The organism is Aeromonas sp. R9-2 (genome assembly GCF_040908025.1).
In the GTDB taxonomy this organism is placed as follows: domain Bacteria; phylum Pseudomonadota; class Gammaproteobacteria; order Enterobacterales; family Aeromonadaceae; genus Aeromonas; species Aeromonas veronii.
This window is the reverse complement of sequence record NZ_JBFOCX010000034.1, coordinates 22,917-36,281: the sequence shown is the minus strand read 5'-3', so window position 1 is coordinate 36,281 and position 13,365 is coordinate 22,917. Positions and strand designations below refer to the sequence as shown.

Below are 13,365 nucleotides of genomic sequence, written 5' to 3'. Positions count from 1 at the left end.
TAAGGTCAGGATGGGGGAGATAGCCCCTCGCTCAGCAGGCTATCCAGACGTGCTCGCACTTTCTCTACCAGTGCCTGATCGCTACCGCGCCAATCGATGCAGCTTGCCAGCGTGGTGGAGGTTCTCGCCATAAAACGCAGTTCGCCGCCCGCCAGCTCGTAGAAGCGGCTTGCCATCCTGGTTCCCTCATCCACATCACCCGCCACCAGCAGCATGGCTTGTGCCAGCACGGCGCCCTGGTGATCCTGTCCCGGCGCCAGCCAGCGCTGGGCGGTACCGGTGATCTTGCGTCCCCCGATCACCAGATTGTACTGACCATCGCAAAAGGAGCCGGGCACGAAGTCATAGCTCCCCTCCAGGCCGTACTCTGCCAGCAAGGTCAGCAGCGGCGCCCCCAGCAGCCGGTAGTAGTGGGCGAGATCTGTGGTAGTGCGGGGCAGCAGCAGGGATAGGTTGAGGATCCCCGCCCCGTGGGGCACGGCGGTACCGCCACTGTCGCGCACATGTACCGGCCAGCCTTCATCTGCAAGTTGCTGGCAGGCGGCTTCGTAACGGGGGAGGCGGGTATCCTTGCGGGTGACAATCAGGCATTGGGGCGCCTGCCAGAGGTGAGCGCGGGGCTGGCCGTCATGGGCACAGTCGCGCAACCAGCACTGCTCTTGCGTCAGTATCTGTGCGGGTGAAGCGGTATCGGGGAGGGGAGAGAGCAGGGGATAGGGCATGGCGGCATCCTCAAAAAAGGCTGCCCAGCACACTACCCGTGGCGACAGGCAAGGTAAAGCCCCGCAAGTGCGGGGCTTGGGTTGGCTATCGGTGGACGATGTCTCAGGAGTGACGCGCTTCGCGCTTGGGCAGCAGCAGGTTGAGCACGATGGCGGTAATGCCACCGGTGGCTACGCCGTAGGAGAGTACGCTCTTGGCCAGCTCCGGCAGGTGTTGCAGCACTTCCGGCACCTGCGCGACTCCCAGCCCCATGGCCAGCGACACTGCCAGGATCATCAGGGCGCGGCGATCCAGCTCCTCGCGGGCAATGATGCGCACGCCTGCGGCGGCGATGGTGCCGAACATCACGATAGTGGCGCCCCCCAGCACGGGCTCGGGGATCTGCTGTACCAGGCTGGCGACCGCCGGGAACAGGCCGAGCAGCGCCAGCATGGCGGCGATAAAGAGCCCGACGTGACGGCTGGCGACGCCGGTCAGCTGAATGACGCCGTTATTCTGGGCGAAGGTGGACATGGGGAAGGTGGAGAAAACTGCCGCCAGCATGGAGTTGGCACCATCAGCCAGCACGCCGCCTTTGATCCGCTCCATATAGACAGGCCCTTCCAGTGGCTCGCCGGAGATATCCGAGGTGGCGGTCATGTCGCCGATCGCTTCGAGCGCCGTGACCACGAAGATGATGGCGAGTGGCACGAACAGTTGCCAGTCAAAGCCGAGGCCGTAGTGGAGCGGAATGGGCACCATCACCAGCGGGCCGTCGAAGGTGGGGGCGCTCACTTTGCCCAGCAACAGCGCCACGGCATAGCCCGCCAGCATGGCGATCATGATGGCGGAGAGGCGCAACCAGGGGTTGCGACTGCGTTGCAGCAACACGATCAGGCCGAGCACCAGCAGGGAGAGGAAGAGGTTGGTGTGACTGGCGAAGCTGCCATCAGAGAGGGCTGCATAGCCGCCGCCCATGCTGATCAGGCCCACTTTGATCAGGGTCAGGCCGATCAGCAACACCACTATGCCGGTGACCAGCGGGGTGATGATCCGTTTCACCAGATGGAGGAAGCGGCTCATCACCACTATGGTCAGTGCGGCAACCATCATGGTGCCGAACAATGTGCCCAACAGATCCTCGGTGGGCATGGCGGCCTGTTTGAGGGCGAGACCGGATGCGATGATGGGGCCGAGGAAGTTGAAGCTGGTGCCCTGTACCGAGAGCAGGCCGGAACCGATGGGGCCGAAGCGGCGGGTTTGAATGAAGGAGGCGATGCCGGACATGACCAGCGACATGGAAACGATATAACGGGTGTCGGCGGCAGGGAGGCCGAGGGCATTGGCGATAATCAGGGGCGGGGTAATGATGGCGACAAACATGGCGAGCATATGCTGCAGGGCGGCGAACAGCGTCTGGGGCAGAGGCGGGACATCCTCTATGCCATAGACCAGTTCGCTATGGGCTCGCCTGGGTGGATGTGCCTCTCGATTGGCGCGTGTGACAGCAGCCTGTTCCATAAGTACCTCGAATTGTGTGGGGAGGGGGAGAAAATTGGGCGCTATTGTAGTGATTGAAATGAGGCTGACCAGCGCTAATTATGCAAAAAAAGGTTTATTTTTTGATGGGTTGAAACGTTTGCGCGCTGAGATTATCATCTGTCGGTTTGTGTGATCGACCTCTCCTTTTTATTCTCCCCGCTAATGACATTTTTACCACTTTGTAGGTGTAGAATGAGCCCTCAGTATTCATCGTGGAGACTCTGGATGCTCAAGTTGTCAGAGTTCTGGAGTGCGAGGGTTCACTCCGAAGATTTTACTCGTACTCGCATGGGGTTTATGACGGTGCGGTTGCGCCTGCTGACCTGCTTGCTGATGCTTGGATTGCCCGCCTGGGCAGTGGTGGATTGGTTGACCTTGCCCGCCGTTCATTTCGAGCAGCTGTTCCAGGCCAGGATCTTCTGCACCCTTGCGCTCTCGCCACTTATTCCGCTCTCGTACCTCATCCACTTCAAGCGGGAGCGGATGAAGCTGGCCCTTGGCTACCTGATGGCCGTGATGATGCTCTTCTCCCTCTTCTGCCTGAACAGCTTTGGCGCCGGACAGGAGTTGCAGGCGGGTTATGCGGCCTTTCCCTATCTGCTGATCACCCTGTTTGCCATCTTCCCCATCCCCCTCTCCCTCGGCTTGCAACTGGCAGGCGTGGTACTGGTGACCATGCTGCTGGGCCACTGGCTGTTGGTGGGGCAGAGCATCTGGAGTCAGGCCACCCTGAATCAGGTGTGGGTGCTCGGCATGTTTACCATGGCCAGTTGCTGGGTGCAGTGCGGCCAACTCAACATGCTGCTGCGTCTCTATCGGGAATCGACCACCGATGAGCTGACCGGCATGATGAACCGCCGCTTGCTGATGAAGCAGCTGGAGCAGGCCAGAATCCGGCTGCAACTCAAGAAGAAGCCCTTTGCGGTGATGCTGCTGGATCTCGATCGCTTCAAGCGGATCAACGATATCTACGGCCATCTGGCGGGGGATGCGGTGCTCAAGGAGGTGGCGACCACCCTGGGGGAGCAGCTGGAGCCTGACATGGTGCTGGGGCGTTATGGCGGCGAAGAGTTTGCCATCCTGATGCACAACTGCGCAGATCCGGCGCTGGCGAGCAAAATGGCCGAGCGGCTGCGCATTGCTGTCGAGGCGCGTCTGGTGAAGAGCCCCACCTCGGACGAATTGCTGGAAGTGACGGTGAGTATCGGGATTGCCATGGCCCGTTCCGATGACACCATCGATATTCTGATCAACCGTGCCGACGAGTGTCTCTATCAGGCCAAGATGGCGGGACGCAACTGCGTGGTGGTCGAGGGGCTGAACCGCGCAAAAACAGATGCCGCCTGAGGGCGGCATCCTGTTGGCAATGTGCTGGTGAAATCAGGCCAGCTTGTACTTGCCGGAGAGCTGCTGGGCCAGCAGCTTGAACATGTTGAAGACTGCCATGGTCTTGCCGGTCGGGGTGCCGTCTTCGGCTAGGAAATACTCCCCCTTGAACACCAGAATATCCCCCTTCTGCTCCACCGAATCGGCGCGCATACCGTGGATGAAGTCTTCATGCTCTTTGATGATCTTGTTGGCCATCTCAAGCAGGGCCGTCTCGGTGATCAGCTCTTTCTGTGGTTGCATGCTCGTCTCCTTAAACGACTACTGGACAGGGAAACCGTGGATCCCTGTCTCTGATTGAAGAGGCGCCCAGCATACTGCAAACAGGGTTTTTCTGTCATTGATATGACCCCGATTTGTGGCTGTTTATCCGATCACCAGATTCTTCAACCAGCAGCGTTGGCGAATACGGCGCTGCACCAGCAGTACCTTGCTGAGCTCCTCCAGCAAGACCACCGCCACCACCCAGGAGAGGGGCCAGCCGAGCAGCGTGACCGCCACCCAGGCGAGCGGGATGCCGATGCACCACATGCCGACGATGTCGATAAAGATGCTGTAGTTCACATCACCGCCAGAACGCAGCACTCCGATGATCCCCACCATGTTGAACACCTTGAGCAGCATCCCGAGGCACATGATGCCGAGCACCTGTCCCGCTTCCGTCATCAGCTCGGGGGGCAGGTTGCCGACCCACTGCAGCAGGTTGGCTTGCAGCAGCCAGACGATGATCCCCACCAGTAGCGCGCCAATCGGTGCCAGCAGCAGGAACAGCTGGGAGTGCTGCCAGGCGACCTCGTACTCCTCGGCCCCGAGCCGGTGGCCGAGCAGGGTGGAGCAGGCCACCGCCAGTCCGAAGAAGAGGGAGATAAGGATGCTCTCCAGGGTGCCGAGGGTGGTCATGATGGCCAGCGAATCGGTGCCAAGATGGGCATAGAGAAAGCCGTAAATCAGCATGCCGAAGGCCCAGAGGCCGTCATGGAACAGCAGCGGCAGGGCGATCAGGGTAAAGCGCACCACCTCCTTGCGTTTGAAGGCGGCCAGCCAGTCTGGTGCACGCGGGATCAGGCGCGCCTCATAACGCTTTACGTAGAGCAGCAGCAGGGCTGTCTGCAGCAGCCGGGAAATGGTGGTGCCCCAGGCCGAGCCGGCCACCCCCATCGCCTCGAAGCCGAAGTGACCGAAGATGAGGGCGTAGTTGAGGATGACGTTGGCGATGATGGCGATAATGCCGATGCGGGTTGGCGCGGCGGCATTGCCGACCGAGCGCAGGGCTGATTCCAGCGGCACTACGATAGCGGTACAGAGGATGGTGGCGCCGGTGATCATCAAGAATTGATCCGCCAGTGCCCGCAGTGCCGGATCCTGACTGGCAAAGCCGAGTACACTGCCCGGTGATAACACATAGATGAAGGCAAAGGGCAGGGTGACCAGCAGGGCGCCCACTATTGCCAGCGCCAGGGAGCGGCGCACCCCGGCCATCTCCCCGCGCCCGAAGTATTGTGCTGCCAATACCGAGACCCCGCCCGCGAGGCCCGCTATCACCAGCAGATTGAAGAAGAAGACCCGGTTACCCAAGCCGACCGCCGCCACAGCCGTGGTGCCAAGCTGGCTCACCATCATGATATCGATGAGGCCGAGCAGGGAGAACATCATGGATTGCAGCGAGACAGGCAGGGCCAGCCGCCACAATCGGGTCATGAACTCGCGATCGGTGGTTTGTTTTAAAATCGCTTGCCAATAATTCATAGTTGTTAACCGGGTATGAGAAAAGCAAGGTTTGTCAGGGGTATGATAGGGGCTGGCGAGGCTCTTCTCACTGTGAGTAGCTCTCGATTTTCTTGTGTAAAACTATCCTGTTGAGGTGTTATGCCATTTGCCAGCGAGTGTCTGGAGATAGCGCCAGCCTGTGAAGAGCAGATGCTGGGACGTGAAGGGCTGCCCCTGCTCGGCGAGGCGGGGATCTTCCTGACCGGCCTCTCACGGGTGCGGGATCACTACCTCATCCGCCGCAATCGCCCCGAGTTTCACATCCTGATGGTGAGTCACGATGAGGGGGGCGCTCTGCTCACCGACGAGGGGGAGCAAGCCATTCCGGCCGGGTCACTGATTTTCCTGCCCGCCGCCGTGCCCGGTGGTCTCAAACTGATTGGCGAAAGTTGGCAGATCAGCTGGATTTTGCTCGATGACGTGCCGCGTTGGCAGCACCTGCATCGCCTTGGTCACCGTGTCTGGCAAGGGGATGGCGGCGATCAGCTCTACCATCTGCTCAGCCTGATGCAGGGGGAGGGGGTTCGCTCCCCGCTTCAACCCCAACTGCTCAGCCTTTTGCTGGCGCTGCTGGAGCGGACCCTGCAAGGGGAGGTGCGCGGCACCCCTGAACTCAGATTGCAGGCACTGTTTCGCCGGGTGGAGGCGCGCCTGGACGAACCCTGGAGTGTCGCCCTGCTGGCCCGGCAGATGGCCTGCTCCGTGCCCCATCTGCACCGGCTCTGTCAGCAAGCGTTCGGTATGGGGCCGATGGCGAGGGTGACCGAGCTCAGAATGAACAAGGCGCGCCAGCTGCTGCTCTATACCAACTGGCCACTTGGCGAGCTGGCGGCCCGGGTCGGTTACAGCGATGGGGCCAACTTTGCCAACCGCTTTCGTCGTCTGACTGGTCAGACCCCCGGCGCCTTTCGTCGACTGGGTCGCAAACCTTTTGCAACGGATGTGCAAACTCTTTGAAATTAATGAGACAAGCCCCTAGGATCGGCGGGTCCCTGCGTCTAGCTAACCGTTTAGGTACCAAGATCCATGTTTGAAGATAATAACCAGAAACGTCCTCTCTACATTCCCTACGCCGGTCCCGCCCTGCTGGAGACCCCCTTGCTCAACAAGGGCAGCGCCTTCACCAGCGAAGAGCGCAGCAACTTCAACCTCGAAGGTCTGTTGCCCCAGAATATCGAGACCATCGAAGAGCAGGCCGAGCGCGCCTATCGCCAGTTCATGGCGTTTGGCAACGACATGGACAAGCACATCTATCTGCGCAACATCCAGGATACCAACGAGACACTGTTCTACCGTCTGCTGCACAACCACCTGACCGAGATGCTGCCCATCATCTACACCCCGACGGTCGGCAAGGCGTGCGAAGAGTTCTCCAACATCTATCGCCGCGCCCGTGGCCTGTTTATCTCCTATCCGGACAAGGACAGGATCGATGACATGCTGCAAAACGCCACCAAGCAGAACGTCAAAGTGATCGTAGTGACCGATGGCGAGCGGATCCTGGGTCTGGGTGACCAGGGTATCGGCGGCATGGGCATTCCCATCGGCAAGCTCTCCCTCTACACCGCCTGTGGCGGCATCTCGCCCGCCTACTGCCTGCCGGTGGTGCTGGATGTCGGCACCAACAACCAGCAACTGCTCAATGACCCCTTCTATATGGGGTGGCGCAATCCGCGTATCTCGGGGGATGAGTATGCCGAGTTCGTCGATGCCTTCATTCAGGCGGTCAAGCGCCGTTGGCCCGACATCCTGCTGCAGTTCGAGGACTTCGCCCAGAACAACGCCATGCCACTGCTCAACCGCTACAAGAACGAGCTCTGCTGCTTCAACGACGACATTCAGGGCACTGCTGCCGTGACGCTGGGCAGCCTGATCGCCGCCTGCAAGGCCTCCGGCGCCAAGCTCTCCGAGAAGCGGGTTGCCTTCCTCGGCGCGGGCAGCGCCGGTTGCGGTATCGCCGAGCAGATCGTGGCGCAGATGAAGGCCGAAGGGCTGACTGATGCGCAGGCGCGCAGCAGGGTCTTTATGGTGGATCGCTTCGGTCTTATCACCGACAAGATCCCCAACCAGCTCGACTTCCAGCGCCGTCTCTCCCAACCGGTGGAGCGCATCGCTGACTGGCCGGTGGGGGACAATATCTCCCTGCTGGAGGTGATGGAGCACGGTCGCCCGGACATCCTGATCGGGGTCTCCGGTCAGCCGGGGCTGTTCACCGAAGAGGTGGTCAAGACCATGCACAAGCACTGTGCCCGTCCCATCATCTTCCCGCTCTCCAACCCCACCTCCCGGGTCGAGGCGACTCCTGCGGATTTGATCCGCTGGACCGACGGTCAGGCGCTGGTGGCCACCGGCAGTCCGTTTGCACCGGTGGAGCACAAGGGCAAGCGCTACGTCATCGCCCAGTGCAACAACTCCTTCATCTTCCCGGGGATCGGCCTTGGCGTCATCGCCTCCGGCGCCACCCGGGTGACCGACGCCATGCTGATGTCGGCCAGCCGCGCGCTGGCGGAGTGTTCGCCGCTGGTGAAAGGGGAGGAGGGTTCTCTGCTGCCGGATCTGGCGGATATCCATCAGGTCTCCCGCTACATCGCCAAGATGGTGGCCAAGACCGCCATGCTGCAGGGCAAAGCGGTGCAGACCCCGGACGAGGTGATCGATCAGGCCATCGACGCCAACTTCTGGCATCCGGAATATCGCCGCTACCGTCGCACCTCGTTCTGATTTCTGCGAGAAGATGCAAAGCAAAAGGGATGCCTCGGCATCCCTTTTTACTGCACGTCTGACATGGTTATCGCCTCAAGATCAACTACTCGCTGCCGCCCTGTACGCCGGTGACACGCACCTCTACCCGGCGATCCGGCCCAAGGCAGTCGATGAGCGCCGCCTTCGCCTTGATGGCATCACACTGGTTGCCGGTGACCGGATTACTCGCGCCATTGCCCTGGATGCTCACCTTGTCGGCAGGCAATCCTTTGCTGATCAGAAAGTCGGCAACAGTTTGGGCCCGAGCTTCTGACAACCTCTGATTGTTGGCATCCGAGCCGATGCGGTCGGTATACCCCATCACCACCGCACTGCCATCCTTGGGCTGCACGTCGACGATCTGCTGGTAGAGATCGTCCAGCGCACTCATCCCCTCCTGTTTGAGGTCCGCTTTGCCAAAGGCGAACAACACATCGGAACTGAGGTTGAAGGTCTGATCCACCACCTCCGGTTCGGCCGGTGGCGGGGGAACCACGACCGGGGCGGGCGTGGGGGCTGCTTCTTTGGGTTGGCTGCGGTTCGGGTGGATCACCAGCTCCAGCGTGGCGGTGCTGATGTCGCTGACCCAGCGCTGGGTGCCGCTGTTGGCTTTGCCGTTATCCGGATCATCGCCAACGCGCACTATGTAGCGGTAGCGTGCCTGCAGATCGACCCAGTCATGGAGCCGGGCCGTCACTCCCAGACCCGCCAGCGGCGCCAGGTTGTCGTCCCCGCCATTGACCGATTCGACGTGATAGATATAGCCACCACCCTCGGCAAAGAGCGAGAACATCTCGCTGAGCGGCAGGCGGCCAATGACTGACAGCGTGGCTCCCTTGCTGTTGAAGTCATGGCCGCTGATATCCCAGTCACCGGTGGAGAGATAGCCAATCTCGGCCCCCAGATTTTCCGTGAAGTTGTAGCCGCCAAACAGGGAGAGCGCAGTCGCATCCTTGCCGACATCCTGACTGAAATCATTCAGATTGTGGGCAATGGCCCAGCCACCGCCAACCCCGGCGTACCAGTCGTGAACCGGTTCCGCTTGTGCGCCTGTGCTCGCCAATGCCAGTGCAATCCACACAGGTTTTACTCTTATGTTCATCGCGTATCCTCGTCGATGTTTGGTGTAGTGGGGTTGCCTGCTGGTCAAACCCCACACTTATGTATAGGTGACGGGCTGTTTTTAACCACCAAAGAGGTATGGGGGGCGACACGCCGTGAACTAGGGCGCGAGACGGGAAGAGGAAGGGGGCAAAAGAGGGTTCCAGGTGGGTGAAATAAGCGGCAAGAAAAAGGAGGCCAGGTGGCCTCCTTGTTATGTCGGACTGCAGGATTACTGTTGTACTTGCTGCACGCCGGTGACGCGTACTTCTACACGGCGATCCGGTGCCAGGCAGGAGATCAGCTGAGCCTTGCCCTTGACGCTGTTGCACTGGGTACCGGTGACCGGATTGGCTTCACCGCGACCTTCGATGGCAACTTTGCCAGCCGGCAGACCTTTGCCAACCAGGAAGTCGGCTACGGTACGAGCACGCGCTTCGGATAGTTTCAGGTTGTAGGCGTCAGAGCCGATACGGTCGGTGTAACCGACGACCACGGCGCTGCCATCTTTCGGCTGAACATCAACGATCTGCTGATACAGCGTATTCAGCGCTGCGACACCTTCTGGCTTGAGGGTGGATTTGCCAAAGGCAAACAGCACGTCAGAGCTCAGGGCGAAGTTCTTGTCGACCAGTACCGGCTCGGGAACCGGCTCAGGCGCAGGGGCGGCAACCGGGGCAACATAAGAGGTGCGATTCGGGTGCATCACCAGCTCCAGGGTCGCGACGCTCATGTCGCTCTCCCAGGTTTTCTGCTCGTCACCCAGATTCCACAGATAGCGGTAGCGTGCCTGCACATCGATAAGGTCGGAGAGCTTGGCAGTCAGACCCAGACCCGCCAGCGGCGCAGTGCCGTTGTCGCTGTTGCCATTACCGTTGACATGATTGAAGTAGGCACCACCTTCAGCAAACACCGAGAAGATGTCGCCCAGCGGCAGGCGGGCGATACCGGAGAGGGTGGCTCCCTGGGTTTTGAAATCGGCACCGTCAACACCCGCTTTACCGGCGTAGAGATAGCCCAGTTCCGCTGCGTAGTAGTCGTTGAAGTTGTAACCGCCGAACAGGCTCAGCGCGGTGGCGTCTTTGTCTGTATCCAGACCTTGTACATCGTCAAGGTTGTGAGCATATGCCCAACCTGCACCAACACCGGTGTACCAGTCATCGGCAGCCTGAGCTGTGGTGCCTGCGGCGGCGAGCGCCAGTGCAATCAGGGTAGGAGCCATTTTGAGTTTCATCGGTTTATCCTCGTTGTGTTAGCCCATGTCGGGCAATGCACTTGTTTTTATTGCTGCGAAAAATCGCCAGCAAAGTGGATAGCGAAGGCTTTGGACTCTCATGATGCATTGGCGTCATGGACAACAGACCGGACAAGAAGCGCTTTTTAGTGCTTATCCAATACCTTACAGGCGCAACTACTTTATGCTTTCGAGACGGGGCAGGCAAGGGCAGGGAGGCGGGAATGAGGGATGCAAGCGAGAACGAGACAAACAAAAAGGGATGCCGCAGCATCCCTTTTTTTCGCACTATCTGAACGAGGTCAGATTATTGCTGAACTTCTTGTACGCCAGATACGCGAACTTCTACGCGACGATCCGGAGCCAGGCAGGAGATCAGTTGAGCTTTAGCGGTTACGCCGTTGCACTTGGTGCCGGTAACCGGGTTGGCTTCGCCACGACCTTCGATGGCAACTTTGCTGGCAGCCATACCTTTGCTCACCAGGAAGTTGGCAACGGTACGGGCACGGGCTTCAGACAGCTTCTGGTTGTAAGCGTCGGAACCGATACGGTCGGTGTAACCAACAACAACAGCGTTGCCATCTTTCGGCTGGAACTCAACGATTTGCTGATACAGACCGTTCAGGGCTGCAACGCCTTCCGGCTTCAGGGTGTCTTTGCCGAAGGCAAACAGCACGTCTGAGTTCAGGGCGAAGTTCTTCTCTACCACTTGCGGAGCAGGAGCCGGCGCTTCTTCAACTACCGGAGCAGCTACCGGAGCTACGTAGGAAGTACGGAACGGGTGGTATACCGCTTCCAGAGTAGCGATGCTCTGGTTGGCTTTGTAACGCTCACCGTTGGCGTGCAGGTCAGCCACGTCCCACATGTAGCGGTAGCGAGCTTGCAGATCCAGCGCGTCATTTACCTTGTAAGTCACACCAGCACCGGCCAGCGGGGAAACTTTAGTGTCGCTGGTGCCCAGACCATCGGTGTGACCCCAGTAGGCGCCGCCTTCAGCGAACAGGGAGAAGTCGTTGCCAACCGGCATACGGGCGATACCGGACAGGGTGGCACCCTGGCTCTCGTAACGGTTGCCGTCGGTGTTGCCACGACCGGTGTACTGGTAGCCCAGTTCGGTACCGAAGTTCTCGGTGAAGTTGTAACCCATGAAGGCGTTGGCAGCAGCCGCGTCTTCCTGGCCTACATTGGTGCTTTCCAGCTTGTTCAGGCCGTTGAAGTGAGTAGCACCGACACCGGCACCGAAGTAGATGTCGTCAGCAGCGTGAGCAGCGGTAGCACCCAGAGCAGCCATGGCGATGGCGATCATGGAAGGAGCCATTTTCATCATAAAAAAATCCTCGTTGAGATCGCACGTTATTCACGTGCTTCACACTTTGTAATTTATGTAAGCTGCAGGCTCCGCCGTACGGCTGGCGTCGAGTCTGGCAGATGACCCGGTATAACCGGGTTGCACACTCTCCTGGTGTGTCGAGTGCGCTGGCATGGCACGCAATGCGTGAGAAACCACTGCCAGGCAACTGATGTCATTCCGATGACGAGGCGCACTCTATGCCGATTTTAAAACATGATCAAGCTCACAAATGAGCCTTGTGGCAAATTGTGTCGTGCTCTTAACTGGCTGTTTATTTTGATTAATTAGTGATCCAGATAGGCCCTGTGCAGTTTCTTCTCCAGCTTCATATAAGCCTGAACCCAGTCGCTATGCGGGCTGGCAGGATTCGCTCTGGCGGCAAAGACCGAGAGGTAATCAGCCTGGGTTGCGCTCTGCAGCAGGGGGGTAAATGTCATCAAGAAATGTCGGGCCAGATAGGGGTCAAGGGGCCAGATGTTGAGGATGGCGCGCGCCACAGGCTGAACCGCAGCTGAACAGATGAAATGACGGTGTCCCGCCTCCAGCCAGTCGGCCATCTCGCACATGCCCGATTCGGGCACCAGACCACCATCACCTTGAGTGGTTGCCAGAGCAATCGCCTGACCATTTACCGTGACGAGCTGCTCATTGTTATGCAGGGTGCCGTCGTGGCTGCGCAAGGCCAGGTCCGGGCATGACTGTTCAAGAAACAGGCTGCAGCTCTCCGGCAGGGCGGCCAGCAGTTCGCTGGCGTGGCTGGACATCAAGGCCGGAAGCCAGAATGCTTCGGCGCGATATTGTTCACCCTGCAGGCGCTGTTGTGCCAGTTCTTCTGTGCTGGATACGGGGTGCAGGCGAGAGATAATGCCGGGAAACGCCATACTTATTCCTCTTAATGGGTATCCGGCGGATTATACGAGTTATTGGGGGGGCACAATAAAGGTTTCTTTTCGAGACTGTTTACCTGAGGCGGCTGAGCGATTACCATCCCCCCTTGAAGGCAAGGGTTGTCGCCGAAAGGCGCTCATAAGATAGAGGCTCGACCATAACGAGTCCGAACAAAACTGATACACTTGACTACGAGTCGTCGCGAAAAATAAAAGGCGGAGTAAATCCGCCAAACGGAGTATGGAACATTATGAATTCAAATATCGTCACTGTTGGCAAGAAGATCCGTCAGATCCGTGAAGCGGTCGGTTTGAGCCGTCCGAAGTTTGCAGATTTGCTGGGTGTTCCTCCCACCACGCTGAAAAACTACGAGCTGGGTTACCGTGAAGTTGGGGGCGCCTTCCTGGTTGCCCTGGCGCACCACCCGGATCTGCACAAGTTCACCCTCTGGCTGCTGGCAGACAAGAAAGTCGCCGAAATCGGCCAGATTGGCCCGGATGACCTCGCCAAGGCGTGATCATCGATGTGAATAGAAATGCCGCCTTCGGGCGGTATTTTTTTTGGGTTGCCGATCGATATTTTGATCTAACACGCTTTGAATTATCCATGCAGGCCAACGAGAATAAGCGGCCCCGAAAAGTGGGCCCCTGGT

Annotated in this window: 12 protein-coding genes; 4 read left to right on the top strand and 8 right to left on the bottom strand. The window is 59.2% G+C overall.

What is annotated here, in order from left to right:
* Window positions 1-5: 5 nt before the first annotated feature.
* A complete protein-coding gene (locus AB5Y71_RS18490; protein ID WP_368172194.1) occupies window positions 6-722 on the bottom strand; it encodes a protein ligase in 717 nt (238 codons plus the stop codon).
* Between the two features lie 103 nt (window positions 723-825).
* Complete coding sequence (locus tag AB5Y71_RS18485; protein WP_040066712.1) at window positions 826-2,223, bottom strand: nucleobase:cation symporter-2 family protein; 1,398 nt, start codon at window positions 2,221-2,223, stop codon at window positions 826-828.
* A 246-nt stretch (window positions 2,224-2,469) separates the two neighbouring features.
* On the opposite strand from AB5Y71_RS18485, the gene AB5Y71_RS18480 reads away from it, so the two are divergent.
* Window positions 2,470-3,591 (top strand): GGDEF domain-containing protein, encoded by a 1,122-nt coding sequence (locus AB5Y71_RS18480; RefSeq protein WP_236356432.1) that lies wholly within the window; start codon window positions 2,470-2,472, stop codon window positions 3,589-3,591.
* A 33-nt stretch (window positions 3,592-3,624) separates the two neighbouring features.
* Here AB5Y71_RS18480 and AB5Y71_RS18475 read toward each other — a convergent pair whose 3' ends face one another.
* Both AB5Y71_RS18475 and AB5Y71_RS18470 read right to left on the bottom strand, forming a co-directional pair.
* Window positions 3,625-3,873, bottom strand: a complete 249-nt coding sequence (locus AB5Y71_RS18475; protein WP_005338382.1) for a YciN family protein — start codon at window positions 3,871-3,873, stop codon at window positions 3,625-3,627.
* 123 nt (window positions 3,874-3,996) lie between these two features.
* Window positions 3,997-5,376 carry an MATE family efflux transporter gene (locus AB5Y71_RS18470; RefSeq protein ID WP_005338381.1) on the bottom strand — a complete coding sequence of 460 codons (1,380 nt, stop codon included), beginning with the start codon at window positions 5,374-5,376 and terminating at the stop codon, window positions 3,997-3,999.
* Window positions 5,377-5,496: 120 nt separating this feature from the next.
* Between AB5Y71_RS18470 and AB5Y71_RS18465 the strand changes: the two genes are divergently transcribed.
* Together AB5Y71_RS18465 and AB5Y71_RS18460 are read left to right on the top strand one after the other, a co-directional pair.
* The gene (locus tag AB5Y71_RS18465; RefSeq protein ID WP_236356433.1) at window positions 5,497-6,354 is read left to right on the top strand and encodes an AraC family transcriptional regulator; all 858 of its coding nucleotides are present in this window, start codon (window positions 5,497-5,499) and stop codon (window positions 6,352-6,354) included.
* Window positions 6,355-6,423: 69 nt separating this feature from the next.
* Window positions 6,424-8,118: an NAD-dependent malic enzyme gene (locus AB5Y71_RS18460; protein ID WP_005338379.1), complete on the top strand. Its 1,695-nt coding sequence runs from the start codon at window positions 6,424-6,426 to the stop codon at window positions 8,116-8,118.
* Between the two features lie 85 nt (window positions 8,119-8,203).
* Here AB5Y71_RS18460 and AB5Y71_RS18455 read toward each other — a convergent pair whose 3' ends face one another.
* The 4 genes from AB5Y71_RS18455 to AB5Y71_RS18440 all read right to left on the bottom strand — a co-directional run bounded on the left by AB5Y71_RS18455 (window position 8,204) and on the right by AB5Y71_RS18440 (window position 12,706).
* Window positions 8,204-9,241: an OmpA family protein gene (locus tag AB5Y71_RS18455; RefSeq protein ID WP_123173541.1), complete on the bottom strand. Its 1,038-nt coding sequence runs from the start codon at window positions 9,239-9,241 to the stop codon at window positions 8,204-8,206.
* A gap of 231 nt (window positions 9,242-9,472) precedes the next feature.
* Entirely contained in the window at window positions 9,473-10,474 is a 1,002-nt protein-coding gene (ompA, locus tag AB5Y71_RS18450) for a porin OmpA (protein WP_139405970.1), read from the bottom strand.
* A gap of 307 nt (window positions 10,475-10,781) precedes the next feature.
* Complete coding sequence (gene ompA, locus AB5Y71_RS18445) at window positions 10,782-11,801, bottom strand: porin OmpA (protein ID WP_013723997.1); 1,020 nt, start codon at window positions 11,799-11,801, stop codon at window positions 10,782-10,784.
* Between the two features lie 308 nt (window positions 11,802-12,109).
* On the bottom strand, window positions 12,110-12,706 hold the full coding sequence (locus AB5Y71_RS18440; RefSeq protein WP_368172193.1) for a hypothetical protein: 597 nt from the start codon (window positions 12,704-12,706) through the stop codon (window positions 12,110-12,112).
* A gap of 257 nt (window positions 12,707-12,963) precedes the next feature.
* Here AB5Y71_RS18440 and AB5Y71_RS18435 point away from each other — a divergent pair, with 257 nt between their 5' ends.
* Window positions 12,964-13,230: a DNA-binding transcriptional regulator gene (locus AB5Y71_RS18435; protein WP_005338367.1), complete on the top strand. Its 267-nt coding sequence runs from the start codon at window positions 12,964-12,966 to the stop codon at window positions 13,228-13,230.
* Window positions 13,231-13,365 lie beyond the last annotated feature (135 nt).